Source organism: Herbiconiux sp. FW305-C-125, assembly GCF_058783455.1.
On sequence record NZ_JBYSYO010000009.1, the window covers coordinates 102,593 to 127,670 of the forward strand.

Sequence of the window (25,078 nt, forward strand, 5' to 3'; positions counted from 1 at the left end):
GCGTCGCCGGATTGCCGGCGTCACGGTGTCGCGCCGAACGGTGTCGCGCCGGCTTCTCCGAACGAAACGGCGACCAGCAGCCCAGGGCCGGCCGGTCGCCATCTCGTTCGGAGTTGTCCGCGTCAGACGGCGGCTGGAACCTCGGCGGCGGCCACGAGAAGTGACGCGTCGGCGGCGATGAGCTCGGCGATCTGCACGGCGTTGAGCGCCGCGCCCTTGCGCAGGTTGTCGTTGCTGATGAACAGCGCGAGGCCGCGCTTGCCGGGGGCCGACTGGTCCTGACGGATGCGCCCCACGAAGCTCGGGTCGCTACCGGCGGCCTGGAGCGGGGTGGGCACATCCGAGAGCTCGACGCCCGGGGCATCCGACAGCAGTTCGGTGGCGCGCTCCGGCGTGATGTCGGCCGCGAACTCGGCGTTGATCGACAGCGAGTGACCGGTGAACACGGGCACGCGCACGCAGGTGCCACTGACTAGGAGCTCGGGCAGCTCGAGGATCTTGCGGCTCTCGTTGCGGAGCTTCTTCTCTTCGTCGGTCTCGAGCTCGCCGTCGTCGACGATCGACCCGGCGAGCGGGATGACGTCGAACGCGATGGGCCGCACGTACTTCACGGGCGCCGGGAACTCGACCGCACCGCCGTCGTGCACCAGGGCGAGCAGCTTCTCGGGGTCGGCGGTCGCCGCCTCGGCCTGGCCGGCGAGCTCTTCGGCACCGGCGAGGCCCGAGCCCGACACGGCCTGGTACGTGCTCACGATCAGGCGCTGGAGTCCGGCTTCGGCGTCGAGCACCTTGAGCACGGGCATGGCAGCCATGGTGGTGCAGTTCGGGTTGGCGATGATGCCCTTGCGCGCCTCGCGGATGGCGTGCGGGTTGACCTCGGAGACGACGAGGGGCACATCCGGGTCCATGCGCCAGGCGCTGGAGTTGTCGATGACGGTGACGCCGGCCGCGGCGAAACGCGGCGCCTGGGCGCGGCTGCCGGTGGCTCCGGCCGAGAACAGGGCGATGTCGAGGCCCGTGGGGTCGGCGGTCTCGACGTCTTCGACCACGATGTCCTGGCCCTTGAACGGCAGCGTGGTGCCGGCCGAACGGGCGGTGGCGAAGAAGCGGATCGACTCGATCGGGAAGTCGCGCTCCTCGAGGAGACGGCGCATGACCTTGCCGACCTGACCGGTGGCGCCGACGACGCCGACGTTGAGTGCCTTGCTCACGGGGGTTCCTTCGTTCATGGGAGGTGTAACTCCTGGCGACCCGTCAAAATTCGCCGTAAAACTGCCATTTTAGGGCCAAAAATGACGGGTCGCGGGGAGGGGGCCAGGGGGTTGAGGGCGGGGGTCAGCGGCCGGTGCCGGCGTGGACGACAGCCTCCTCGGAGGCGTCCAGGCCGAAGGCCGTGTGCACCACTCGGAGGGCGTCGTTGATGGTGTCGGCGCGGGTGACCACCGAGATGCGGATCTCACTCGTCGAGATCATCTCGATGTTGATGCCCGCCTCGAACAGCGCCGTGAAGAGCTTCGCCGAGACGCCGGCGTTCGTGCGCATGCCGGCGCCGACGAGGGCGAGCTTGCCGATCTGGTCGTCGTACTGCAGGCTCACGAAGCCCACCTCGCCCTGTTCGGCGCGGAGCGCGGTGAGCACGCCCTGCCCCTCGCTCTTCGGCAGGGTGAACGAGATGTCGGTGAGACCGGTGGATGCGGCCGACACGTTCTGGACGATCATGTCGATGTTCGCGCCGGTCTTGGCCACGATGGTGAAGATCTGCGCGGCCTTGCCGGGGATGTCGGGCACCCCGACGACGGTGATCTTGGCCTCGGACAGGTCGGTGGCGACCCCGGCGATCATGGGTTCTTCCACGGCGCCCTCACTTCCGCTCTCGGTGTTCGACGTGCTCGATGTGGTCGACGGCGTGCCGGCGTCGGCGTCCGTCGGGTTGTAGACGATGGTTCCCTCGTTGTTGTTGAAGGAAGAGCGCACGTGCAGCGTCACGCCGTGGCGGCGGGCATATTCCACGGCGCGAATATAGAGCACCTTGGCGCCGTTCGCGGCGAGCTCGAGCATCTCCTCGCTCGTGATGCGATCGATCTTGGATGCGCGGGGCACGACCCGGGGATCGGCGGTGAAGATACCGTCGACATCGGTGTAGATCTCGCAGATGTCGGCGTCGAGGGCTGCCGCCAGTGCCACGGCGGTGGTGTCGGAGCCGCCGCGCCCGAGGGTGGTGATGTCTTTGGTGTCCCGGTTGAAGCCCTGGAAGCCGGCCACGATCACGATCGCGCCCTCGTCGAGCGCCTCACGGAGGCGCACCGGGGTGACGTCGACGATGCGGGCGGCGCCGTGCTGGGCATCCGTGATCATGCCGGCCTGGCTGCCCGTGAAGGAGCGCGCCGTGTGCCCGAGGGACTCGATGGCCATCGCGAGGAGGGCCATCGAGATGCGTTCGCCGGCCGAGAGCAGCATGTCCATCTCGCGCGGGGCCGGGATGGGTGCGACGGCGTTGGCGAGGTCGAGCAGGTCGTCGGTGGTGTCGCCCATCGCGGAGACCGCGACCACGACCTCGTTGCCCGCCTTACGGGTCTCGACGATGCGCTTGGCGACCCGTTTGATGCTCTCCGCGTCGGCGACGGAGGATCCGCCGTACTTCTGCACGATCAAGCTCACGTGGTACTCCTGCTGGCGCTGCGCTGGGTTCGGGTGGGTTCGGGGCGACTCGGCCCTCGCAAATCCCGACTGCCCACTATATCGCGCGGCCCGTGAGGGAATTCTGCGAGCGAACTCCCGGCATCCGTTCACGGACCGTTCACGCTCTGCGCTTAGCGTCGCATCCGTGAGCACTCATTGGACCAAGAAGGCGCTCAAAGCCCGGCTGCGCGCCGATATCGCCTTCGACACCGCCCTCCGGCCCGTCACCGCCGATGTCGCCACGCGCCGGCTCGAGTACTACAACATCGTGACCGGGGTGGATGCGGGCACCATCACACCCGAGGCCGGGGCGCTGCTGTTCGACGAGCTCGTGGAGACGCTGGCGGCCTGAGTCCCTGCGGCCTGCGGCCTGAGGCCTGCGGTCGGCGGTCGGCGGTCGGGGCCCTACTTGGCCTGGTCGTAGCTGTCGACGATCGCGACCGTGACCGGGAACTGCACGGGGGCGTCGCCGAAGATGAGGCGGCCCGCCTCGGCGGCTGCGGCACGGAGTTCGTCGGCGACCGCCTCGGCGAGGTGCGCCGGCGTGTGCACCATCACCTCGTCGTGCAGGAAGAACGCGAGATGCGGGCGCTCGGCGAGCGGGGTGGCGGTGGGCCCGTCCGTGGGGGCGGCCGGTGACGCGGCCGCGGCTGCGGGCTCGGCGACGGGCTCAGCGACGTCGAGCGCCCAGAGGCGACGGCGGATGGCGCCGAGCCAGCACAGCGCCCACTCGGCAGCGGTGCCCTGCACGACGAAGTTGCGGGTGAACCGGCCCCAGCTGCGGGCGGCCGACCGTGCGCGGGCGCGCGTCGCATCCGTGGCGCCGTCGGAGGTCGCGGCGTCCTGCACGTCGAGCCACCCGTCGCTCGGGCGGGGCGAGGTGCGGCCGAGCCGCGTGGTGACGAGGTTGCCGGCCTCGCCGGCACGAGCGGCGGCCTCGACGAAGCCGATCGCCGCCGGGTACGCGCGCGCCAGACGCGGCAGCATGCGACCGCTCTCGCCGGTGGTGCCGCCGTACATCGCGCCGAGCATGCCGTACTTCGCCTGGGCGCGGGTGTCGACCGCTCCCGCCGCGACCATCCCGTCGTAGAGGTCTCGGCCGCGGCCGGCTGCGGCCATCGCGCGGTCGCCGGAGAGCGCCGCCAGGATGCGCGGCTCGAGCTGTGCGGCATCGGCGACCACGAGCAGCCATCCTGGGTCGGCGATGACCGCGCCGCGCACCTGCTTCGGCAGTTGGAGGGCGCCGCCGCCCTCGGCGGCCCAGCGCCCCGTGACGACGCCGCCAGGGATGTAGTTCGGGTGGAAGCGCCCGTCGCGTACCCAGGTGTCGAGCCAGCTCCAGCCGTTGGCGGTGAGGAGGCGGGAGAGCTTCTTGTACTCCAGCACGGGCGCGATGACGGGGTGGTCGACCTCCTTGAGCTCCCAGGAGCGGGCGCTGGCCACGTTCAGGCCGGCGCGGCGGAGCGACTTCACGAGTTCGGCCGGAGAGTCGGGGTTGACGGCGGGGTCGCCGAGGAGCTGACGGATGCGTGCGAGCAACTCCTCGAGCCGCGCCGGGCGGGCGCCTGGAGCCGGACGCGGGCCGAGCAGCTCGGTGAGGAGTTCGTCGTGGCGGTCGGCGTTCCAGGGGAGGCCGGCGTGCTGCATCTCGGCGGCCACGAGGCTGCCCACGGACTCGGCGGCAAGCAGCAGTGCGATGCGGCTCGGGTCGGTCGCGCCGGCGGCTGCGGCGCGCTGCCGCCGCCACTCGGCGAGTTCGGGCGGCTCCGCGTCTGCAGGTGCGTCTGTGTCGGCGGGTGCGGGTGCATTCACCTCGAAGCCCGTCGTGAGGTCAGCATCGGTATCGAAGAGTGTCGCCGCCTCCGCCGATGCAGTTGGCGCCGAGTTGCCCGCTGGCGCGGCGAGGGGATCGAGGCGGGGTGCGGTGCTCCAGGCGTCCGGCGGCGACAGGGCGAGTGCCGATGCGGCGGTGAGCGCAGAGTTGCGCAGGATCGCGTGCGAGAGACGCAGGTCGACGCAGCGCTCGACGCGCACGCCTGCGGCGAGCAACGCCGGGTACCAGCGGGTGGTCTCGCTCCACACCCAGCGCGGGTGGTCGCGCTCGAGCTGGGCCACCGCGGCCGCGAAGTCCGCTGCGGCCACGTCGATCGCGCGTTCGGCGGAGGCCAGGAGGTCGGGCGAGACGCTCTCCGCGCGCGGGCCAGGCGAGTTCGGCGGAGGAGTCGGGGCATCCACCGGGATCAGGCGCACCCGGCCGGGAACAGGTTCAGTGACGATGACGAATGTGCTCATCTGCGCATCCGCGCGGGGGTATGGCCGGTAACTCTGCATTTCGGGCCGACCGACGCCCTATATGGGGTCGGTCGCGCTGAAATGCAGAGTTGCCGGTCGTGAAGGGCGGCGGACGGCACGGGCCGTCAGCTCTCGACGAGCCGGCGCCCTTCGAAGGCGCGGCCGAGGGTGACCTCGTCGGCGTACTCGAGGTCGCCGCCCACGGGGAGGCCGGACGCGAGGCGGGTGACGCGGATCTCGAGCGTGGTGAGCAACCGCGAGAGGTACGTCGCCGTGGCCTCGCCCTCGAGGTTGGGGTCGGTGGCGATGATGACCTCGGTGACGGTGCCGTCGGCGAGGCGCTGCATGAGCTCACGGATGCGCAGGTTGTCGGGGCCGATGCCGTCGATCGGGCTGATCGCACCGCCGAGCACGTGGTACAGCCCGCGGAACTCGCGGGTGCGCTCGATGGCGACGACGTCCTTGGCCTCCTCGACCACGCAGATGAGGTTCCGCGCCCGGCGCGGATCGCGGCAGATGGAACAGGTGTCCTGTTCGGAGACGTTGCCGCAGATGGTGCAGAAATGCACCTTCTCGCGCACGTCCGTCAGGATCTCGGCGAGCCGACTCACGTCGAACGACTCGGTCTGCACGATGTGGAACGCGATGCGCTGCGCCGACTTCGGGCCGATGCCGGGGAGGCGGCCGAGTTCGTCGATGAGTTCTTGGACGATGCCTTCGTACATGATGCTCTCTCGCTCCCGCTAGCCGTCGCGGCCCGGGAGCGGCTGCTCTTCGATGAAATTGGCGCCGAGGATCTCGCGCACCACCGCTTCGCCGTACCGGGCCCGGCCGCCCGCGGATGCGTTGGCGGGGGCGGACGGGGGCGCCGTACGTCGAGCGTCGGACGGTGCGGCGGGGTCATCGCCGACGGCCTCGAAGCGGAGGGCTCCGGGGCGGCGCTCGGAGGCGGGCGAGCCCCCGCCCTTCTGGGCAGCAGCGGGCGGTGCGCCCGCGGGGCTGGTGGAGTCGGTTCGGCCGCCCGCCGTCCGCGGGGCGTCGAAGGTGGTGTCGCCGGGCAGGCCGTGCGCGCGGTCGGCGGGCAGGTCGGGCTCGTCGGACGGCATGGGCTCGTCGGCGAACGGCACCTCGTGGTCGTCGGGCTCGGAGGATGTGGGGATGGCGACGACGTCCCACGAGGTGGTGGGCGCCGGCCGCTGACCCGCCTGGGGGCGCTGCGTGTTCGCCGACCGCTCCGGGCGCTCGGCCGGAGCTGAGCCCTGTTGACGCTCGGGCTGAGACGCCTGCGGGGGCGCCGACGGAGCTGCACCTTGCGGACGGCTGTCGGATTGAGGGCGCTTGGTGGGGGCGGAAGCGGCGCCGGCGGCTGTGCCCGGGTTGGTGAGGGCTGCGAGTTGGGCGCGCATGCGGGCGACCTCGGCGGAATCGCTTTCCGTGGCTGGTTCGGTGCTCGCGGCGGTGTTCTCGTTGAGGCCAGGAACCGTCCAGCCCGCGGCATCGACGACGGCAACCGGCTCCGGCGGCAGGTCTTCGGCCGGAGGCAGCTCCTCGAAATCGTCGTCGTCGAAGTCCTCGTCGTCGTCATCGATGTCGGCGTCAGCGGCGGGAGCGCCATCGCCCACGCCGGCCGGAGCGCCGTCACCGCGGTCGGGCACCGCTGCGTCGCGAACGGCATCCCCGGTGGCGGGAGCTGAGGGCGACGCCGATGAAGCCGCGGTGGGTGCAGTGGACGACGTGGCGCTCGCCGGGGTGGGCGCAGCGACCTCAGCGGACGACGTCGGCGCGGCCGACGTCGTCGGCGCGGCGGACGGCGCCGCGCTCGCCGGGGTGGGCGCAGTCACCTCCGCAGACGGCGTCGCACCCGAAGCGGCGGGCGCAGTCACCTCCGCGGACGAGGCGGGCGCGACCGACGGCGTCGCGACCACCGGGGTGGGCTCCGACGAGGGCGCCGGTGCGGGGGCGGATGCGCGAACGTGGGGGCCGACCGCATCCGATGGATCCGACTGCGCGACGGGCGAGTCGGAGGCGGGACGCAGCGTGGTGTCGACGTGGGCGCGGTACATGACACGCACGCCGAGCACGGCGAGGATCGCCTGGCGCAAGTGCTCGCTCACGCCCTCGCCCGGAGCGGAGCGTTCCTTGAAGTTCGCCACGTCGTTCTCGCTCGGGAACGCGAGGGTCAGCACGTCGTCGTCGAACGCTCGCACCTGTGCCGTGTAGACGACGAGCCACGCCGTCATCTTCGTCTTCTGCAACGACTCGAGGATCTCGGGCCAGGCGTCTTTCAGCTGCTGGAGCGACACTCGGGCCGGATTGATGGGGGAAGCGGATGCGGCTGCCTCCGTCGACGTGGCGGCGGGCACGGCGGACTGGGGCACGGCGGCCACATCCGGACCGCTGTCGTCGGAACCTCGCGGCACCGCGGTACCCGGCGCAGCCGCGCCCGGCGACGCGGTGGCAGGCGCGGGTGCAGCGGCCGGCGACGGGTCAGTGGCCGGCGCGGCGGTGTCGGCCCATCGAACCGGACCCGACCCCGGCGCTGCGCCCTGCGTCTCGCCCTCCGTCGCCAGCCCGCCCGCGGCCGACGGAGAAACGCCGGAGCCCCCCGACCGCCCGGCGCCCGCGGACACGGATGAAGTCGCCGCAGAGGCCGGACCTGACGCAGCGGAGGCACCAGCGCCGGTCGCACCCGACGCGCCCGCGCTGCCAGCCAGCGGTGCCGACGAACCAGAACCATCCGCCGCGGCCGCACCTGGTGCGAAGACCGCACGCGGGGCATCCGGCCCGTCGACTCCGATGCGGCGCTCGAGCCGCTCGACGCGGGCGAGCGCACCCCGCTGCGTGTCGTCGGCGGCCGGCACGAGCGTGCGGGCGATCATCAATTCGAGGTGCAGGCGCGGCGAGGTGGCGCCCGTCATCTCGGTGAGGGCGTCGTTCACGATGTCGGCGACCCGCGACAGCTCGGCGTGACCGAACAGGGCGGCCTGTCGGCGCATCCCCTCGATCTCCTCAGCCGGCACCCCGCGCAACACCGAAGCCGCCGACTCGCGCGTGGCCGCGACGATGATGACGTCGCGCAACCGCTCGAGCAGGTCTTCGACGAAACGGCGCGGGTCTTGGCCGGTCTGGATGACACGATCGACCGCGTCGAACGCCGCCGCCCCGTCGTGCGCGCCGATCGCGTCGATGACCTCGGACAGCAGCGCCCCGTGCGTGTAGCCGAGCAACGCGACCGCGCGCTCGTACTCGACGCGGTTGTTCTCGGAGCCGGCGATCAGCTGGTCGAGCAGCGACAGGGTGTCGCGCGCCGAACCACCGCCGGCCCGCACCACGAGCGGCAGCACACCCGGCGCCACCTCCACGCCCTCGGTCTCGCAGAGCTGCTGCACGTACTCGAGCAGCTGCGCGGGCGGGATGAGACGGAACGGGTAGTGATGCGTGCGCGAACGGATGGTGCCGATGACCTTGTCGGGCTCGGTCGTGGCGAAGATGAACTTGATGTGCTCCGGCGGCTCCTCGACGATCTTCAGCAACGCGTTGAACCCGCCCGAGGTCACCATGTGCGCCTCGTCGATGATGAAGATCTTGTAGCGGTCGCGCGCCGGGGCGAAGATGGCGCGCTCACGCAGGTCGCGGGCGTCGTCGACGCCACCGTGGCTCGCGGCGTCGATCTCGACCACATCGAGCGACCCCATGCCGTCGCGGCTCAGCTCGACACAGCTCGGGCAGACGCCGCACGGCTTGTCGGTCGGCCCCTCGGCACAGTTCAGGCACCGGGCCAGGATGCGCGCCGACGTCGTCTTGCCACAGCCACGCGGGCCGCTGAACAGATAGGCGTGATTGACCCTGTTCGTACGCAGCGCCGTCATGAGCGGATCGGTCACCTGCGACTGACCGATCATCTCGGCAAAGTTCTCTGGCCGGTAACGGCGATACAGGGCGGTGACCACGAAGTAAGACTACCTTCGCCCACCGACAGTGTTGGCTGCCGGGCGGCCCGGGCTTCGCTCGGGCTGCCCGGGCGTCGCCGGTCCTTGCCCGGCGCCGCGCGACATGTGAGGGCGCGGTCGAACGGCGCGGCCTTCGGTCGCGCCGTTCGGCCACGCCCTCACCTTGGGTCAGCCGGGAGGGGCCTGTTGCGGTCGGTCTCGCCACTCGCGGGTTGGGCGTGGGGGGGGGATGGGGCGGGCGCGGCGGTGCGGCGGCTGACGGGGGCGCGTCAGAGGTCGCGGGCGTAGCAGCGGGAGAGGGCGGAGCCGACGTAGGGGCCGAAGAGGGGGATGGGGGTGTAGCCCTCGCGCTCGTAGAAGCGGATGGCGTCGGGCTGGCCGTCGCCCGTCTCGAGCAGCAGGCGCGTCTCGCCGAGGGAGCGCGCCGCATCCTCGATCGCGCGGAGGAGGGCGGTGGCGACGCCGGTGCCGCGCGCCGCAGGATCGACGTACATCCGCTTGATCTCGGCACCCCCACCCGCGAGCGGACGCAGACCACCGCAGCCGATCGCCCGCCCGTCGGCGTCGCGCGCCACGAAGAACACCGGCACCGACGCCGCCGTGGGCACCTCGCCCGGCTCATGGTCATCGCGGCCGTAGCGCGCATCGAGTTCGTCGCGCTGCGCCTGCCGGAGCGCCGCGGAATCGGGCGCATCGAAGGGCTCGCGAGCGATCGTGAAGGGGGAAGGCACGGGCATCCTCTCGTCGTTGCGGACTCGTAACGAAGGTTACCGTAACGCTTGTTATGCTTGTAGGCAAGTCGCCCACCGGCCGCCATGGAAAGGAATCGGATGAGCCGCCCCCGCAATCTTGTCGACCAGCAGCAGCGACTCTCGGAGGCGACGTGGTCGGTGCTGACCGAGCGCGGACTACCGGGCCTCACCATCCGCGCCGTGGCCGAGCGCGCGGGCTGCACCACCGGCCTCGTCATGCACGCGTTCCCGAACAAGGAGGCGCTGCTGCTGCACGCCCGGGACCTCCTGCACAGCCGCACCGGCGAGCAGCTCGACGCCGCGGCCGCCGGTGCGGGAGCCGATCCGGCAGCGGTCTTGCGCTCGGTGCTCTTCGCCGCGATGACCCTCGACGACGAGAGTGTCGACGAAGCCCGCGTCTGGATCAGCTACCTCGCCGCCGCCATCGCCGACCACGCCCTCGCCGAACGCCACGTCACCGGCAACCGGCGCATGATCGCGCGCATCACTGCCCTCGTCGCGGCCTGCCGCCCGCACTGGGCCACCGAGCGCAGCCGCCACGAGGCGCTCGCGCTCATCTCCCTCGCCGACGGCGCGAACACGCTCAGCACCATGGACCCCGAGACGTACTCCCCGGACGCGCAACGACGCATGATGACCGAGGCGATCGACCGGATGCTCGCCAGCGACCCCGCCCCGATCGCGCTTTCACCCACCAGTCCCGGCGCCGCGGACGACGCGAACGAGGCCGAGGACAGCGCGGGCGACAACGCGCCGCGCATCCGCCCCTTGCGGCCGGCGGACACCGAGGCTGTGGTCACGCTCTGGCAGCAGTGCGGGCTCACGCGCCCGTGGAACGACCCGCGCAAGGACATCGCCCGCAAGCTCACCACCCAGCCCGAACTGTTCCTCGTGGCCGAGACGGCCGGCCGCCTCGTCGGCACCGCCATGGCGGGCTACGACGGCCACCGGGGTTGGGTGAACTACCTCGCGGTCGACCCCGCCGAGCAGGGGCACGGCATCGGCCGCCGGCTCATGACCGTCATCGAAGGCGAACTCACCGAGCGCGGCTGCCCGAAACTGAACCTGCAGATCCGCGCCGGGAACGAGGGCGTGATGGCCTTCTACGAGGCCCTCGGCTACGCGCCCGACGGTGCCGTCTCGTTCGGCAAACGCCTGATCGCCGATGTGTGATGAGTTACTACCGATCTGAGCATGACCGACCCCGTATAGCGCACCGGTGCCTCTGAAAACCGCAGTTTCTCGGGGACCCGAGAGACACCGCGGTCACGACACCGCCGCGAGCGACTGCCGGGCGATCTCCAGCTCCTCGTTCGTCGGCACCACGAGCACGGCCACCCGCGACGACTCCGGCGAGATGTACCGCGGCGAGCGGGATTCCACCTCGTTCAGCGCCGGGTCGACCGAGATGCCGAGTTCGGCGAGCCCCTCGAGCGAGCGCGCCCGCACGAGCGGGTTGTTCTCCCCCACCCCCGCCGTGAACACGACCGCGTCGAGGTGCCCGAGCTGGGCGTAGTACGCCCCGATGTACCCGCGGATGCGGTGCAGGTACACGTCGAGCGCCAACGCGGCCGCCGCATCTCCCGCCGCGGCCGCCTTCTGCACGTCGCGCATGTCGCCGTGCCCCGACAGGCCGAGGAGCCCCGAGCGACGGTTCAGCAGCTCGTCGAGCTCTGCGAACCCCATGCCCGTCTTGCGGTTGAGGTGGAACAGCACCGCCGGATCGATGTCCCCCGACCGCGTGCCCATCACGAGCCCCTCGAGCGGCGTCATGCCCATCGACGTCTCGACCGAGCGCCCGCCGTCGATCGCCGCCACGGAGGCGCCGTTGCCGAGGTGCAGCACGATCATCTTCAGATCCGACACCGGCCGCCCGAGGAACTCCGCCGCCGCCCCCGACACGAACTTGTGCGAGGTGCCATGGAAGCCGTACCGCCGCACGCGCTGCTTCTCGGCCAGCGCCGCATCGATCGCGTAGGTGTAGGCGGCCGGCGGCAGCGTCTGGTGGAACGCCGTGTCGAACACCGCCACCTGCGGCACGTCGGGGAAGGCCTTCTGGGCGGCGGTGATCCCTTCGAGGTTCGCCGGGTTGTGCAGCGGCGCCAGCTCGGCGAGGTCTTCGATGTTGATCTTCACGAGGTCGGTGATGACCGTCGCCTCGTGGAACCGCTTGCCGCCGTGCACCACCCGGTGTCCGACGGCGGCGAGCGGATGCGCGTCGAGACTCGGCCCGTGCTCCGCGAACGCGCGCAGCATGGCTTCGAACCCGGCGGTGTGGTCGGCGATCGGCTCCTTGCTCTCCCAGAGCCCCACCTGCGTGGTGTGCCGGGTGTGCCCCGACTCCTCGCCGATGCGCTCGACGAGACCGGAGGCGAGCACCGCCTCGGTCGCGGCGTCGATCAGCTGGTACTTGAACGACGAGGAGCCGCTGTTGACGACGAGGATGGCGCTCACGACTGCGCCGCCGGAGTCGCCGCCTGAATGGCCGTGATGGCGATGGTGTTCACGATGTCCTGCACGAGTGCTCCTCGGGAAAGGTCGTTGATCGGCTTGTTGAGCCCCTGCAGCACCGGCCCGATGGCCACGGCGCCGGCGCTCCGCTGAACAGCCTTGTAGGTGTTGTTGCCCGTGTTCAAGTCCGGGAAGATGAACACTGTGGCACGACCAGCCACCTGCGAACCGGGCATCTTCGCGGCGGCGACCACCGCATCCGCTGCCGCGTCGTACTGGATCGGGCCCTCCACCAGGAGCGAAGGCCGCAACGAGTGCACGAGCGCCGTGGCCTCCCGCACCTTCTCGACGTCGGCGCCGGTGCCCGACGAGCCGGTGGAGTAGGAGAGCATCGCCACCCGCGGCTCGATGCCGAATTGCTCGGCGGTCTCCGCCGACGACACGGCGATGTCGGCCAGCTGCGAGCTCGTCGGGTCGGGCACGACCGCGCAGTCGCCGTAGACCAGCACGCGGTCGGCGAGCGCCATGAGGAACACGCTCGACACCACCGACACACCGGGCTGCGTCTTGATGATCTCGAAGGCCGGCCGGATGGTGTGGGCGGTGGTGTGCGCAGCCCCCGACACCATGCCGTCGGCGAGCCCGAGCTGCACCATCATGGTGCCGAAGTACGACACATCCGCCACGGTGTCGTAGGCCATGTCGTAGGTGATGCCCTTGTGGGCGCGGAGCCGCTGGTACTCGGCCGCGAACCGGTCGCGCAGCGTGGCGTCGAACGGGCTCACCACGGCGGCACCGTCGAGGTCGAGCCCGAGGTCGGTGGCCCGGCCGCGCACCTCCGCCTCCTCTCCGAGGATGGTCAGCCGCGCTACGCCGCGCTTCAGCACGGTGCTCGCTGCGCGCAGGATGCGGTCGTCGCCGCCCTCGGGCAGCACGATGTGACGGTCGGCCTGACGGGCGCGCTCGAGCAGCCCGTACTCGAACATAAGAGGGGTGACGACATCCGCCTTGCTGACGTCGAGCAGGTCGAGCAGCTGTTTGCCGTCGACGTACTGCTCGAACAGGGCGAGCGCGTTGTCGTACTTCACCTGCGAATCGGCGGCGAGGCGCCCGCGGGTCGAGGTGATGCGCACGGCCGTCTCGTAGGTGCCGAGCGGGGTGGTGATGATGGGGATCTTCGGGTCGAGCCCTTCGATCAGGCGCAGCACCGGCTCGGGCAGCTCGAAACCGCCGTTCAGCACGATGCCGGCGAGGGAGGGGAAGGTGCCGGATGCGTTGGCCATCAGCACCGCGAGCAGCAGCTCGGCCCGGTCGGCGGGCACCACCACCACGGCGCCCTCGGTGAGGCGGGGCAGCACGTTCTTCATCGACATCGCGGCGACCACGACGCCGAGCGCCTCGCGGGCCAGCAGGCGGCGGTCGCCGAGGATCATGGTGCCGTCGATGGACTCCAGGATGCCCGCCATGCTCGGTGCCACGAGCACCCGGTCTTCGGGAATGGCCCAGACGGGCACGCGCCTGGACTGCGCCGGGGCGGGGCCGGCCTGCGCCGACACCGCCAGCCCCTCGACCGCCTCGCGGGCGGCGCTGCCGATGGCGTCGCGGATCTTCTCGAGGTGCCCGGGGTCGGAGCGGTTCGACACGATGCCGATCAGCGTCGCGTGCGCGTTGCGGAGTTCGAGCAGGGCGAGCTCGGTGATCTGGCGCATCTCGTCGGCCGAGCGGGCCTCGGAGTGGCCGAGCAGCTCATCCGACCCCTGGCCCTTGCGGCCGCCGAGCACGAGCAGCACAGGGGCACCGAGGTTGGCGGCGATGCGGGCGTTGAAGCCGAGCTCGGTGGGGCTGCCGACGTCGGTGTAGTCGGAGCCGAGGATGACCACGGCGTCGCACTCGCGTTCGACCGCCTTGTAGCGCTCCACGATGCGGGAGAGCGCGGCATCCGGGTCGTCGTGCACATCGTCGTAGGTGACGCCGATGGCCTGGTCGTAGTCGAGCGGGCCACCGTTCTCGCCGTTGTGGGCGAGGAGCATCTCGAGCACGTAGTCACGGGCGCTCACCGAACGGGCGACCGGGCGGAACACCCCCACCCGGCGCACCGAGCGCCGCAGCGTGTCGAGCACGCCGAGCGCGATCGTCGATTTGCCCGAGTGGCCCTCGGCGGAGGTGATGTAGACGCTCTTCACGCGGTCGGCCGGGCTGGTGGTCTGTTCGAGTCGGGGCACGGATTCCTCTCGGGTTGTCCGTCTCCGATTCTACGGCGCGGCGGTTCGGCGCGCCTGGGTGCCGTCCCGGCTGCGAACCGGGCGCCCCGGCTCAGGCTCCGCAGTACTCGCTGGCTACGCCGGTGCCCTCGACGACCGAGATGATCTGGAGCTCGCCCGTGCCGAAGTCCTCGAAGTTGATGGTGCGCCCGTCGGCGGCGATGCGGTACAAGGTGCTCCCCTGCATGCCCTGGTAGCTCTCGAGCTCGGGGTAGGCGGCCTGCAGCTCGGCGACGGTCGAGCCGAGGCCGATGCCCGTGGCGGTGCGCGGCTGCGGCGTGGCCGGGTCGATCGTGTCGAGGGCGAGCATCCGCACCACCACGATCGGGGCCGATGGGTCGCTCTGGTCGATGCCGCTCACCGCCGTCAGGCCGAGACCGTTGAGGGCGTAGGTGTCGACGCCGGGCCGGCAGGTGTCGACGGATGCCGGAACCGCCGCTTGCACGTCGGCGAGGGTCTCGCCGAGTACGAAGGGGCCGATGCCGGCGTAGTCGATGACCCAGGTGCCAGGGTCGGCGGGGTCGAACGCGGCCGGGTCGGGTGCGTCGGTGGGGGTCGGGGACGCGGTCGGGCTCGGCGCGGCCGTCGGGGTGACCGTCACGGTGACCGTGGGGGCGGGGGTCGGGGCTGGTGCTGAACAGCCGGACACGATGGCGAGCACGGCGAACGCCGCTCCACTGAGGGCGATCACGCGGGGGAATCCCATGGCTGCTCCTGATCGATGGCCGCCGCGGTGGTGCGCCGTGCGGGTCGATTCACCCTAGGCGCGGCGGTGCGAGCGCCGCGCGCCCCCGTTCGGGCCGCCACGCGCTCCGCCGAGCCGGCCCTTAACGAGAAAGGACCCCCCGCGCACCCGCCAGAGCCCGGTTACCCTTGCTACGTTTCCGTCCTGGGGGAGTTGGCCTGGATGGCGCCACACGGGGAGCCGAGAACCAGTGTAGCAAGTCGCGGGGTTGAGTCCTGCGCCCGGGCGGCGTTAGCTGGGAAGCATGAAGATCGCGATCGCAGGCGGACACGGGCAGATCGCTCTGCTCACCACGAAGTTGCTCAGCGCATCCGGCCACGAGGTCTGGGGAATCGTGCGCAACCCGGCGCACACCGCCGACATCGAGGCGGCCGGCGGGCAGGCGCTGGTGCTCGACCTCGAGCAGGCCGACTCGGAGCAGCTGGCCGCCGAGCTCTCGAAGCGGTCGGTGGAGGCGGTGGTGTTCGCCGCCGGCGCCGGCCCGGGGTCGAGTGCCGAGCGCAAGCTGAGCGTCGACCGCGACGGGGCGGTGCTGCTCGCCGACGCGGCGTGGCGGGCCGGCGCGCGCCGGTACGTGATGGTGTCGGGCATGGCGGCGGATTCGTTCGACCCGTCGAGCGAGGACATCTTTCAGATCTACCTACGGGCGAAGAGCGAAGCGGATGCGGCGGTGCGCGCCTCGGAGCTCGACTGGACGATCGTGCGACCCGGTGGTCTCACCGACGAGCCCGCCACGGGTCTGGTGACGCTCGCGGAGTCGACCGGGCGCGGCACCATCCCGCGCGCCGACGTGGCGTGGATCGTGAGCCGGCTGCTCGAATCCGGCGCCGCGGTGCACCAGCAGTTCGAGGCGATCTCGGGTTCGACGCCCATTGCGGAGGCGCTGCGGGCGGTGGAGGGTCCGCGCGTCGGGTAGCATGTTCTCTGGTCATCGGCTCGCCGGTGCCCAAGGAGAATTCGCCTAGTGGCCTATGGCGCACGCTTGGAAAGCGTGTTGGGTGCAAGCCCTCGGGGGTTCGAATCCCCCATTCTCCGCCATCTACCCCCCCGAATTGCCGCCGATCGCGAGCAGTTCGCCTTCACGGGGCACACCAGCGGGCACAGTTCCACCGCCGAGCATGCCTCCCATGAGGCTCGCCGCGTCTCGCTGCAGGCTCTGGATGGCGTGCGAATACACCTCCATCGTGATCGTCACCGATGCGTGCCCGAGGCGCTCCGAGACGATCTTCGGGTGCACGCCGGCGCGCAGCAGCAGTGTCGCGTGGGTGTGACGCAGCTCGTGCACAGATAGGGTCGGCAGGGCCGGCATGTCCACCTGCGCCTCCGCCAGGCGTCGACGCCACTGCGCGCTGAACTGGACCGGGTTGTGTGCGCGGGCATAGCGGTTGCAGAACACGAGCGAGTCAGCGGTGGCAAGCTCGGGCGCCTTCGCGGTGAGCTCGTCGCGGCGATCACGGAGCCCTTGCAGCCCGGTGGCGTCGAGGTCGACGTTCCGGCCGCGGCCGCTCTTCGGCTTCGTGAATGTCATCACCGGCTTCACGCCCGCCTCCTTGACGTAGGAGAGCGCACGGCCGAGGTAGAGCACGCCGTTGTCGAAGTCGATGTCGCGCCAGCGGAGCGCGAGCAGCTCTCCGCGGCGCATGCCCGTCGACAGGAGCAGGTACCAGGCCAACCAGAGGTAGTCCTCTCGCGCCTTCGACCAGTCGAGGAACGCGCTCGCCTCGCCCGCCGACCACGTCTGCATCTCGGGGGCGGCAGCCTCGAGCTTCGTGGGCGGGGTCGCCTTCTTCGCCGGGTTCGCACGGATCAGACCATCCTCGAGCGCGGCCGCGAGGATCTGCGAGAGCAGCACGTGGATGTGCCGCACGGTGGCCGCCGAGAGTGGTTCACCCTCGTGGCCGCGGTCTTTCCGTCCCGAGCGCTCCAGGCTCCTGTAGAAGGCGTTGAGTTCGTTCTTGGTGATGTCGGCCAGCTTCATGCTGCTGAGCCGCGACGGCGCCACGTGGACGCGGAAGTGCTTCCGGTAGCCGGCCATCGTCGAGGCCCGAACGCGGATGGTGTCGAAGTACACGGCCGCGTAGCCGGCGAGGGTGTCGCGGGTGGGCTCGTGGTGCTCGCCGCGCTCCAGGTCGACGAGCACGGCACGCAGGGCCTTGCTGGCGGTCTCTTCGTCGGGGAAGCCCTTGCGGAAGACGCGCCGCTCAGGCTCACCGCCCTTGGCGGGCAGCCAATAGGCGATGCGCCACCGTTCCCCCGCCGCGGTCGCGTACGACGAGAGGGTTCCCTCGCGGTTACTTCGCCTCGGCATCAGGATCGATCCGTTCGCGCTCGGCGGGCAGCTTCATCTCCACGGTCAGCCAACCGGGAAGAGAACGCCTGATGAATCTGGCCGTATCAGTCATGCCACTAAGAGGTCGTTGAGCAAGCGCCCACGCCCAAACGCCTTCTGCCTCCGTCCAGGGTTCATTCGTAATCGTGGCGTAGTCGGACGGTCGAAGATCCACTGGCAGCAGCAGACCCAGGGGGGACGTATCGAGCGCTACCGACAGCGCCATTAGGTCATCGACCTCGACCTTGCGAAGACCCGACTCGATCTTGCCGATGCTCGCCTTCGGAATTGGCCTCTTGATGAGCGCCAGGCGCTTCGATAGCTCTTCCTGGGTTAGGCCGGCCGCCTGCCGCACACGCTTGACGTTCGCCGCCACCGTCTCGCCGGTAGGCCCTAGATCATTCCCACGTTGTCGATCGCGCTCCATAGAAGGACACTCTATGCGAACCAAGGGCGTTTGTTGACAAGTAACGTCGCAGGGTGTTTAGTTTCCTTGCAAGGACGATATCCACCTAATAAGAGATCGGATGAGAAACAGTGACCATCAGTCATTCGCAGGCCCGGGGTCTCACGTTCAAGGAGGCCGCGGCGCTCGTGCCCTGCGACCCTCGCACGATCAGCGCGGCAGTGCGCGCCGGTCGCATCCCGACCATTCAACTCGGTGAGCGGAAACTCATCCCACGCGCGGCCTTCGAGCGCTACCTCGAGCAGGGAGCGGTCGAGAAGGCGGCGTCAGCGTGACGGCCAACAAGAAGGCCCCCGGCGCTGTTGGAGCAGCTGCCGAGGGCGAGACCGGAACCATCAACGAGGAAGGAACCAGATCAGTCATGAACAACGTAGCACCCACCACCGCCACCAGGTACCTCGAACTGTTCGCGGGCGAGCCCACGATCGACGAGGTCGCGTGGGCGGAGACGAACCTCGCCGACATGCCCACGGTGGTGTTGTTCGACGAGACCCGGAAGGTGAAGACCTGGCAGGGGGACGACGGCCGCTGGTACCGCACGGGCGGCCTCATCGTCGCGTCGCCGCACTCCCGCGGCCGCTTCCGCATCACCCTCTACAAGGGCGCCGACGTCGGCGACCTCGCCCGCCTGCAGCGCACCATCCAGCAGGCGAAGGAGGGGCGGTTCACACGGTTCGGGTGGCGCCCGTACGTCGGGAAGGACGGTGACACGCTCTACAGCTTCCGGTGGTCGTTCCTCACCGACCCGGCAAAGGGCCGCGTCAACCGGTTCGGCGACCCGCTGATGCGGCTCCGCCCGTGCCGGGTCGACGCGTGCATCGAGCCTTACCACGAGGGCAAGCGCGACGAGTGGGTGCACACCCTCGAGCCGATCCGCACCGACCAGTACACGATCACCGTCGAGCGGGCCGAGACCGAAGGCGAGTGGCGGGTCGAGGTGTACGCGGACGACTGCCGCCTGTTGCCGAGCCAGGTCGGCGGGATGATCTCGGACATGGAGTGGGCGACGGCCGAGTGCCGGAAGCTCAACACCGTCGTCCCCACGATCGAGATGGTGGCCGCCTGATGCGCGTCACAATCTATTCTCGCTTCGCCGGCAATATCACGATCGAACCCGCCACCCTCGACGAAACCACACCTGCCGTAACCCTCAAGGCTCTCGGAAGTCAGCTCGACCTCTACCCCGACGAGGCCCGCCTACTCTCCTTGAAATTGATCGAGGCCGCCGCGAAGGCGGAGCGGGCGGAGCAACCGGAATGGCCGTAGACATCATCCAGCCAGTTGATCTCACGATCGGAGAAGCCAAGAGCATCACGATGAAGATCGCGCTCGTCATGACGAGCATCCAGGATCAGCGCGAGAAGTGGCAGCGGCTGGTGATCGAGGCCTACACGGGCCGCGTGTGGGTCGCGCTCGGGTATGAATCGTGGGATCGCTACGCGGCCGCGGAGTTCAAGGCTGAGCTATCCCGCGAGGAGTCGAGGCAGGCGAACATCGATCTCGGCCGAGAGGGCATGTCCACTCGGGCTATTGCGGCCGTAACCGGCACGAGCAACAAGACAGTCAACACCGACATGAAAGCAGCAGGTGTTACCGGAAGTAACACCTCGCTGGGGCCAGATGGAAAGACCTACCACCGTCCCGAAGTAACGGCACCTCGTACGCGGCGCCGGAAGCCTCTGCCCGACGCGTTTCGTGACGCAATGTGGGACCTGCAGCGGGCGGTCGAGCGGTTGGATCGACTCACTAAGGACGACCGGTTCGCGGCGCATCAGGACGCGCTATGGAAGGCGCATTTTCACCAGATGAATGCGATTACCGAGGCGCTGGACGATGTCGATCTGTACGGCCTCAACGGAGTACGGCGACCCGATGCCGTCGAAGAGGAGGACGCATGACGTGGTTGCGGCGTATGGGGCCGGCGCGGCTTGCGTCGGTGGAGGACCGGCTCGGGTCGTTCACGATCACCGAGGACGGCACCGGAACGTCGATCACGATCGATCTCACGCCCGAGGCAGCCGTGCAGTGGGTCACCGCGCTCACTGACGCGCTCGCCCGCACCGGCGTGACCGTGCTAACTCGACGAAAAGAGAGCTGATGACGGACTCGAGACTGCCGGCCCGCTGGCTCACCGACCCGATCATGGACGGGCTCTCCGATCGCGCCTGGCGCACCTTCACCGGTTCGCTGATGTGGTGCAACGAGGCGGGCACGGACGGGAAGATCCCGCAGCGCGCCATGCGGTTCCTCCACCCCCTCGGCGTCGACTCCGCCACCCTCACCGAGCTCATCACGGCGGGACTCTGGGCGGTCGAGGGTGGCGACCCGTTCGTTCCTAACTGGGAGGGCATGGGGCAGGAGCTCGCCGCCGTGGTGACCGCGCGCCGGGTCGGAAACCGGAACCGGAAACGGATGGAGCGGGAGCGCCGCAAGGGCAAGGTCACTTCGGATGTCACGCGTGACGTCACGGGGTCGCAGGAGGACAGGACAGGACAGGCAAGGACAGGACAGGCAACTACTGGCGAGCGTCAGAACTCGTGGGATGTTGCGCCGATTGGTGAAGGGCGGATTGCGTCGTGATTGATTTCGGTATGCGCTGTGAGAAGCACGTGGGTGAGGTGTTCCCGCCTCGCTGTGACGACTGTGCAGCGGCGGCCGCGGAGACTGCCCCGCCGGCGCCCCGCTACAAGGTGTACGTGCCGGGTTCGGAGTGTCCTCTGCACCGCGGCTACCCGATGCCCTGCGACAGATGCGAGCGCGACCGCGCCGCACAGATCAACAACGAAAGGAAGAGCTAATGGCTATGGAGGTAATGGTTGTGGACACGGATGAGGGTGGCCGGGTTTACCGGGTGGATCTCGGGACGTTGAAGTCGTGGCTGGACGCGTACGAGGGTGCGGTGATGCTGAAGGATCTGCCGGCGGACACACCGGGGCTCGACGCGATGATCGCGGAGCGAGGAGAGGCCGCCTGGGTGCAGGTTCTGACCGAGGAGAAGCGGGCTCAGTTCACGGCGATGGGCAAATCGTTCGCCCCGCTCGTCGCGGACGAGGGTGCAGCCGATGCCTGACGAGGCGATCGAGTGGGACGGCGCCCGTGTGGCGTTGGCGTACGCGCGAGCGTTCTCGTCGAAGGACCGGGAAGGGGCGCTGGCGATGCTGGTGTCTCTCCCGGTGGATCAGATCGCGGACTTCGCGTCGATGATGGTGCTGATGATCCGCAACGCGATCGCTGTCGGCGGGATCGATGAGCGGGCGTTCTACGACACGATGGGCGAGCTGCTCGAGCGGAAGGCTGCGGAGGGATGAGGCCGTGGTGGTGGCGCCCGGCCCGTGACGAGGACGACGGCGAGCGGACCCTCGGGGCGCCGGGCCCGGGGAAGGTGCTGATGGTCACGGCGCGCGACCCTGCCGGCGACCCGATCGAACGCACATGGGTGGAGGCTGACGCGGTCGACGGATACGACGAAACACGGTGGAGCAACACGCCCCCCTGAGCCCGGATTCCTGTTAAAATCTCAGTAGGAGCACGATTCGCCCCGATCAACGACGAGGAGCCTTAGCGGGCCAAGTCGGAGGAATCTCACCGGATCGGTTCTCAGCAGAAGGCCAGCGGTCAAGCCGCGGGCCAACGCCACCTCAACAGCCGAGGAGCCTTAGCGGGCCAACGCTGCAGGATGGCCGAGGAGCCCGCCGCGTCAACCCGTCCGCCTGTAGCGACTCTCCCACCCCTCTGCCCGTGGTTCCCCGGGTCTCTGAGAGGGGTCCAACTCGCCACGAAAGGGCAACCCTGATGAACCTCCTGGAAAAGATCGAGTACTACAAGACCCGCACCGAACAGCTGCTCAAGACCTGCATGGACGAGGGCCGCGACCTCACCGAAGCCGAGCTCGCCGAGGTCGAGAAGATGAAGACCGAGGGCGTGGCGGCCGCCGCGTCCATGAAGCGCGCCGCCGAGAGCAAGAAGCTCTTCGATAGCATCGCCGGCACTGTCGACTCTGAGAGCACCGACCAGAGCCGTGGCGGGTTCCTCGCCCTGACCGGTGCCGGCGCGAAGGCCGCGTCGAAGCGGATGGTGTCGCAGCTGGTCCAGTCGCACGGGCAGAAGGCGTTCCTCACCCCCGGTGTCGCCGACTTCCAGGTGCCCCTGGAGTCGCAGAGCCCGCTCGAGATCCAGCGCATCCCTCAGAGCATCCTCGAGGTGCTGAAGACCACCGAGCGCGCCGTCCCGAAGTGGGAGTACCTGCGGCAGACGGTATTCACCAACAACGCCGCGATCGTCGCCCCTGGCGCCACGAAGCCCACCTCCGTGGTGACCGTCGACAAGGCCGACGGCGAACTCTTCGTATTCGCACACCTGTCCGAAGCGATCGACAAGTACCTCCTCGAGGACAACGACTCGATGGCAGCGTTCCTGCAGTCCCAGCTGCTCTACGGCCTGGCCCGCAAGCTCGAAGCCGAAGTGCTCTCCGGAGACGGCACCACCGGTCACCTCACGGGCCTCCTGAACACCTCCGGCATCCAGACCCAGGCCTTCGGCGACGACCGCATCACGACCCTCCGGGCGGCCGCCACGAAGCTCGAGGTACTCGGCCACGAGACCGACGTCTACATCCTCAACCCGAACGACTGGGCAGCCATCGAGACGACCCGTGCAGGCACCTCCGGCACCTTCGACCTCGGCGGACCCATCGACCGCGCCCAGCGCCGCGTGTGGGGCTCCCAGGTTGTCACCTCGCCCGGGCTCCCCGCCGGCACCGCCCTCGCCCTCGACCTCGACGCCGCCACTGTCGACCGAGACACCCGCGGAGTGCAGGTGGACTGGGACCGCTCCGGCACCCTGTTCGAGAAGAACCAGATCAAGGCCCGCGTCGAAGGACGCTTCGGCCTGTCCGTCTACCGCCCCGAAGCGATCGTGAAGATCGACCTCACGGACGAGTAGCAAGCCGCTGCACCGGGTGTCTCTGGATGACTGACGGTGCAGCCGAGGGCGGCAGGGCCTGCAACCTGCCGCCCTCACCCCCAAGGGGGTTCGGATCGCTACAACCGAACCCACCGGACAGAGTTCCGGCAGTGTCTTATCCCCCCCTGACGAAAATCTTTTCACCCATGAGAGGACCGAGCATGCAGCATACGGATGCGTTGGAGGCGACGATCGCGGCGTCTCCGGTGCTGTCGCTGGCCGTGAACACAGCTGTGGTGACTCTGGCGCGCACGTTGGCCGAGCAGATGGACGAGGCGGGCGCTGAGGCGTCTACGCGGCTGTCGGCGGCGTACCTGTCGGTGCTGAAAGACCTCCACCGGGTGATCGCCACGTCGAAGGCGACCCCCACCTCCTCGAAGACGGCGACTCTCCGCAAGATGCGCGAGGGTGCCCCCACCCTGAAAGCGGTGAAGTGATGAAAGACCCCCAGTATCTCGCTGACGCGGCGATGGAAGCGTTCGAGCTCGCGCAGGAGCAGACCGGCGAGCAGAAGACCCACACGTTGCTCGAAGGCGTGCTGCTCGCCACCCTCGCCCTCCATCCGGCGCCCGCAGACTAGACGGCGGCGATGGCCGCCCTCAACTTCGACGGCAACGTGAGAGGAGTGCTCTGATGCCGCAGATACCGGGCCAGGAAGATCCGCTCCGGCGGCTCGAGCGGATCGTCGATGATCTCGTGAAGGGTTCGCCCCTCGACTCGTCGGCGATCTCGCAGGGCCTTCTGCAGTTCATCGGCGGGAAGCTGCAGGGCTTGGCCGGCGCGGCGTTCGAGTGGATCGGATCTATCACGACGAAAGGGCCGTGGACGAACGAGGGGACGCTGACGAACACTGGCAAGCTTATGCAGAACGGCGACTCGGACCTCAACGGTGACGTGAAGATCACGAAGACCCTCGACGTGACCGCGGAGACCACCCTGCGTGCGCTCGTGAAGCTACTGGGCGACCTCGTTCTTGAGGGCGACGGGAAGATCGTGGCGGGCAACATAGAGATTCGCCCGGCGTCATCCGGTGGCGGCGGTGTGATCATGCCGACCTCGGGTGAGCTCGCGCTCGGCGGGCCCGGCGGTGTCGCCCTCGCCGACAATGTCCGGGTGATCCTGTCCCTGAACGTCGGCGAGAACCTGGTCGTCGAGGAAGAGACCTGGTTGAAGGCCGGCGTGCGCGCCACGGGCCTCGCGGACGCTCCCACCGGGACCACGCTCTACAGTGTGGTCATGAACTCGGCCGGCCGCCTCTACCGCGGCGACCCCATCTGACATGCGATTCAGGAAGAGAGAGCGTCACATGCCCAACCGGACCATCGTCGGCGGCGCCTACCCCGTTGGCGGCCTGCTCACCAACGTCATCGGCCTGCAAGGCATCCACGCCACCGGCGTGACCTTCATCGGCCCGGCGATCTTCGCCGCCGGCAGCTTCAAGTTCGAGGGCACCCAGACCCTCGACGGCCGCCCTGATGACCTGATCTGGGACATCGACGAGCAGCGGGCCCATGCCGTCGGCGCCGTGATCGTCGAGGATTGCGTGTTCGTGGACTGCACGTTCAGGTTCATCGGGTTCGCGGTCACCCCCAGCAACCAGGCCGCGTTCCTCGCCGGCATGCGCGTGTCCTGACCCACTGCGACTCTCACGAGTGGAGCGTATCGGCACTCTCGTGGCCGTCCTGGCGTCCCTAGGGCAGTCAAAAGGGCGCACAGGGCCCGCCGGCGGTATCGTCTGAGCATGAGTGATGAGACCTGGCTGCGCGGAGCGGTGCTGAAGCGAATCGACGATCCATCTGAGGTCGTGTTTCTGGCCGCGGATCGGGACGGAGCCACCATCCGGGTAACCGACGGCAGACGTCGATCGGACCCGTGGCCTACGCGTGCGGCCGAGTGGGTAAGGGCGACTGATGACGAGGCCAAGGCTGCACGCGAATCAACTAGCTGATTCGGGGGGCACAATTCAGGGCACAGCGGACTATGTAGCGGCCGGTTTTTGAGTGCGTTCGGATGCACTTGGCCGTCTGCGCCGATGCCCGCTGATGCCTGTCGTTGCAACGATCCGAGCCTGCCCGCGCCTTCTGTCTCATGAGTTCGAATCCCCCATTCTCCGCCAGACGCGTGTTGGGTGCGCGCACAGCGCGGCTGCCCCTCTGATTAAGCCACGCTCTCCGCAAACACGAAGGCGCGG

29 protein-coding genes, 1 tRNA gene and 1 other RNA gene are annotated in these 25,078 nt (G+C 69.4%); 19 read left to right on the forward strand and 12 right to left on the reverse strand.

Annotated features, from left to right (window positions below):
* Positions 1 to 122 precede the first annotated feature (122 nt).
* Positions 123 to 1,229 (reverse strand): aspartate-semialdehyde dehydrogenase, encoded by a 1,107-nt coding sequence (locus AC3WLB_RS18940; RefSeq protein WP_492508671.1) that lies wholly within the window; start codon positions 1,227 to 1,229, stop codon positions 123 to 125.
* A gap of 106 nt (positions 1,230 to 1,335) precedes the next feature.
* Positions 1,336 to 2,658: an aspartate kinase gene (locus AC3WLB_RS18945; RefSeq protein ID WP_492508673.1), complete on the reverse strand. Its 1,323-nt coding sequence runs from the start codon at positions 2,656 to 2,658 to the stop codon at positions 1,336 to 1,338.
* 166 nt (positions 2,659 to 2,824) lie between these two features.
* On the opposite strand from AC3WLB_RS18945, the gene AC3WLB_RS18950 reads away from it, so the two are divergent.
* Entirely contained in the window at positions 2,825 to 3,031 is a 207-nt protein-coding gene (locus AC3WLB_RS18950; RefSeq protein ID WP_022897661.1) for a hypothetical protein, read from the forward strand.
* A gap of 53 nt (positions 3,032 to 3,084) precedes the next feature.
* Here AC3WLB_RS18950 and AC3WLB_RS18955 read toward each other — a convergent pair whose 3' ends face one another.
* From AC3WLB_RS18955 to AC3WLB_RS18970, 4 genes are all read right to left on the reverse strand, one after another.
* The gene (locus tag AC3WLB_RS18955) at positions 3,085 to 4,971 is read right to left on the reverse strand and encodes a bifunctional 3'-5' exonuclease/DNA polymerase (protein WP_492508675.1); all 1,887 of its coding nucleotides are present in this window, start codon (positions 4,969 to 4,971) and stop codon (positions 3,085 to 3,087) included.
* A 125-nt stretch (positions 4,972 to 5,096) separates the two neighbouring features.
* Positions 5,097 to 5,696, reverse strand: a complete 600-nt coding sequence (gene recR / locus AC3WLB_RS18960; RefSeq protein ID WP_022897663.1) for a recombination mediator RecR — start codon at positions 5,694 to 5,696, stop codon at positions 5,097 to 5,099.
* Positions 5,697 to 5,714: 18 nt separating this feature from the next.
* Entirely contained in the window at positions 5,715 to 8,921 is a 3,207-nt protein-coding gene (locus tag AC3WLB_RS18965) for a DNA polymerase III subunit gamma and tau (RefSeq protein ID WP_492508677.1), read from the reverse strand.
* A 269-nt stretch (positions 8,922 to 9,190) separates the two neighbouring features.
* Positions 9,191 to 9,652: a GNAT family N-acetyltransferase gene (locus AC3WLB_RS18970; protein ID WP_492508679.1), complete on the reverse strand. Its 462-nt coding sequence runs from the start codon at positions 9,650 to 9,652 to the stop codon at positions 9,191 to 9,193.
* 99 nt (positions 9,653 to 9,751) lie between these two features.
* On the opposite strand from AC3WLB_RS18970, the gene AC3WLB_RS18975 reads away from it, so the two are divergent.
* Positions 9,752 to 10,846: a GNAT family acetyltransferase gene (locus tag AC3WLB_RS18975; RefSeq protein ID WP_492508681.1), complete on the forward strand. Its 1,095-nt coding sequence runs from the start codon at positions 9,752 to 9,754 to the stop codon at positions 10,844 to 10,846.
* A 93-nt stretch (positions 10,847 to 10,939) separates the two neighbouring features.
* On the opposite strand, the gene AC3WLB_RS18980 is transcribed toward AC3WLB_RS18975, so the two are convergent.
* The 4 genes from AC3WLB_RS18980 to ffs all read right to left on the reverse strand — a co-directional run bounded on the left by AC3WLB_RS18980 (position 10,940) and on the right by ffs (position 15,315).
* Positions 10,940 to 12,127, reverse strand: a complete 1,188-nt coding sequence (locus tag AC3WLB_RS18980; RefSeq protein ID WP_022897778.1) for an acetate kinase — start codon at positions 12,125 to 12,127, stop codon at positions 10,940 to 10,942.
* Positions 12,124 to 14,346 carry a phosphate acetyltransferase gene (gene pta, locus AC3WLB_RS18985; protein WP_492508683.1) on the reverse strand — a complete coding sequence of 741 codons (2,223 nt, stop codon included), beginning with the start codon at positions 14,344 to 14,346 and terminating at the stop codon, positions 12,124 to 12,126. The genes AC3WLB_RS18980 and pta overlap by 4 nt, the downstream gene beginning before the upstream one ends.
* Positions 14,347 to 14,437: 91 nt before the next feature.
* Complete coding sequence (locus AC3WLB_RS18990) at positions 14,438 to 15,091, reverse strand: hypothetical protein (protein WP_492508685.1); 654 nt, start codon at positions 15,089 to 15,091, stop codon at positions 14,438 to 14,440.
* Positions 15,092 to 15,218: 127 nt separating this feature from the next.
* An RNA gene (gene ffs, locus AC3WLB_RS18995) (signal recognition particle sRNA small type) lies at positions 15,219 to 15,315 on the reverse strand.
* 59 nt (positions 15,316 to 15,374) lie between these two features.
* Between ffs and AC3WLB_RS19000 the strand changes: the two genes are divergently transcribed.
* Together AC3WLB_RS19000 and AC3WLB_RS19005 are read left to right on the forward strand one after the other, a co-directional pair.
* Positions 15,375 to 16,046 carry an SDR family oxidoreductase gene (locus AC3WLB_RS19000; RefSeq protein WP_492508687.1) on the forward strand — a complete coding sequence of 224 codons (672 nt, stop codon included), beginning with the start codon at positions 15,375 to 15,377 and terminating at the stop codon, positions 16,044 to 16,046.
* Positions 16,047 to 16,080: 34 nt separating this feature from the next.
* Positions 16,081 to 16,168, forward strand: a tRNA-Ser gene (locus tag AC3WLB_RS19005).
* Between the two features lies 1 nt (position 16,169).
* Here AC3WLB_RS19005 and AC3WLB_RS19010 read toward each other — a convergent pair.
* Together AC3WLB_RS19010 and AC3WLB_RS19015 are read right to left on the reverse strand one after the other, a co-directional pair.
* Positions 16,170 to 17,438, reverse strand: coding sequence for a tyrosine-type recombinase/integrase (locus tag AC3WLB_RS19010; protein ID WP_492508689.1), 1,269 nt, complete (start codon positions 17,436 to 17,438; stop codon positions 16,170 to 16,172).
* Positions 17,422 to 17,886 (reverse strand): helix-turn-helix domain-containing protein, encoded by a 465-nt coding sequence (locus AC3WLB_RS19015; RefSeq protein ID WP_492508690.1) that lies wholly within the window; start codon positions 17,884 to 17,886, stop codon positions 17,422 to 17,424. Before AC3WLB_RS19015 ends, AC3WLB_RS19010 begins: the two co-directional genes overlap by 17 nt.
* 110 nt (positions 17,887 to 17,996) lie before the next feature.
* On the opposite strand from AC3WLB_RS19015, the gene AC3WLB_RS19020 reads away from it, so the two are divergent.
* The 15 genes from AC3WLB_RS19020 to AC3WLB_RS19090 all read left to right on the forward strand — a co-directional run bounded on the left by AC3WLB_RS19020 (position 17,997) and on the right by AC3WLB_RS19090 (position 24,835).
* Positions 17,997 to 18,200 carry a helix-turn-helix domain-containing protein gene (locus AC3WLB_RS19020; RefSeq protein ID WP_492508692.1) on the forward strand — a complete coding sequence of 68 codons (204 nt, stop codon included), beginning with the start codon at positions 17,997 to 17,999 and terminating at the stop codon, positions 18,198 to 18,200.
* A gap of 86 nt (positions 18,201 to 18,286) precedes the next feature.
* Positions 18,287 to 18,991, forward strand: coding sequence for a hypothetical protein (locus AC3WLB_RS19025; RefSeq protein ID WP_492508694.1), 705 nt, complete (start codon positions 18,287 to 18,289; stop codon positions 18,989 to 18,991).
* Entirely contained in the window at positions 18,991 to 19,191 is a 201-nt protein-coding gene (locus tag AC3WLB_RS19030; RefSeq protein WP_492508696.1) for a hypothetical protein, read from the forward strand. The genes AC3WLB_RS19025 and AC3WLB_RS19030 overlap by 1 nt, the downstream gene beginning before the upstream one ends.
* Entirely contained in the window at positions 19,182 to 19,823 is a 642-nt protein-coding gene (locus tag AC3WLB_RS19035) for a hypothetical protein (RefSeq protein WP_492508698.1), read from the forward strand. Before AC3WLB_RS19030 ends, AC3WLB_RS19035 begins: the two co-directional genes overlap by 10 nt.
* Positions 19,820 to 20,023, forward strand: coding sequence for a hypothetical protein (locus tag AC3WLB_RS19040; RefSeq protein ID WP_492508700.1), 204 nt, complete (start codon positions 19,820 to 19,822; stop codon positions 20,021 to 20,023). The genes AC3WLB_RS19035 and AC3WLB_RS19040 overlap by 4 nt, the downstream gene beginning before the upstream one ends.
* Entirely contained in the window at positions 20,023 to 20,505 is a 483-nt protein-coding gene (locus AC3WLB_RS19045; RefSeq protein WP_492508702.1) for a hypothetical protein, read from the forward strand. Before AC3WLB_RS19040 ends, AC3WLB_RS19045 begins: the two co-directional genes overlap by 1 nt.
* 217 nt (positions 20,506 to 20,722) lie before the next feature.
* Complete coding sequence (locus tag AC3WLB_RS19050) at positions 20,723 to 20,995, forward strand: hypothetical protein (protein WP_492508704.1); 273 nt, start codon at positions 20,723 to 20,725, stop codon at positions 20,993 to 20,995.
* A complete protein-coding gene (locus tag AC3WLB_RS19055) occupies positions 20,988 to 21,233 on the forward strand; it encodes a hypothetical protein (RefSeq protein WP_492508706.1) in 246 nt (81 codons plus the stop codon). The genes AC3WLB_RS19050 and AC3WLB_RS19055 overlap by 8 nt, the downstream gene beginning before the upstream one ends.
* Positions 21,230 to 21,421, forward strand: coding sequence for a hypothetical protein (locus AC3WLB_RS19060; protein ID WP_492508708.1), 192 nt, complete (start codon positions 21,230 to 21,232; stop codon positions 21,419 to 21,421). Before AC3WLB_RS19055 ends, AC3WLB_RS19060 begins: the two co-directional genes overlap by 4 nt.
* A gap of 296 nt (positions 21,422 to 21,717) precedes the next feature.
* Positions 21,718 to 22,866, forward strand: coding sequence for a phage major capsid protein (locus AC3WLB_RS19065; RefSeq protein WP_492508710.1), 1,149 nt, complete (start codon positions 21,718 to 21,720; stop codon positions 22,864 to 22,866).
* Positions 22,867 to 23,048: 182 nt separating this feature from the next.
* On the forward strand, positions 23,049 to 23,324 hold the full coding sequence (locus tag AC3WLB_RS19070; RefSeq protein ID WP_492508712.1) for a hypothetical protein: 276 nt from the start codon (positions 23,049 to 23,051) through the stop codon (positions 23,322 to 23,324).
* Positions 23,324 to 23,467 carry a hypothetical protein gene (locus AC3WLB_RS19075; protein WP_492508714.1) on the forward strand — a complete coding sequence of 48 codons (144 nt, stop codon included), beginning with the start codon at positions 23,324 to 23,326 and terminating at the stop codon, positions 23,465 to 23,467. Before AC3WLB_RS19070 ends, AC3WLB_RS19075 begins: the two co-directional genes overlap by 1 nt.
* Positions 23,468 to 23,520: 53 nt before the next feature.
* On the forward strand, positions 23,521 to 24,165 hold the full coding sequence (locus AC3WLB_RS19080) for a hypothetical protein (protein ID WP_492508716.1): 645 nt from the start codon (positions 23,521 to 23,523) through the stop codon (positions 24,163 to 24,165).
* 28 nt (positions 24,166 to 24,193) lie between these two features.
* On the forward strand, positions 24,194 to 24,520 hold the full coding sequence (locus AC3WLB_RS19085) for a hypothetical protein (RefSeq protein ID WP_492508718.1): 327 nt from the start codon (positions 24,194 to 24,196) through the stop codon (positions 24,518 to 24,520).
* A 108-nt stretch (positions 24,521 to 24,628) separates the two neighbouring features.
* Positions 24,629 to 24,835 (forward strand): hypothetical protein, encoded by a 207-nt coding sequence (locus AC3WLB_RS19090; protein ID WP_492508720.1) that lies wholly within the window; start codon positions 24,629 to 24,631, stop codon positions 24,833 to 24,835.
* Positions 24,836 to 25,078: the final 243 nt, after the last annotated feature.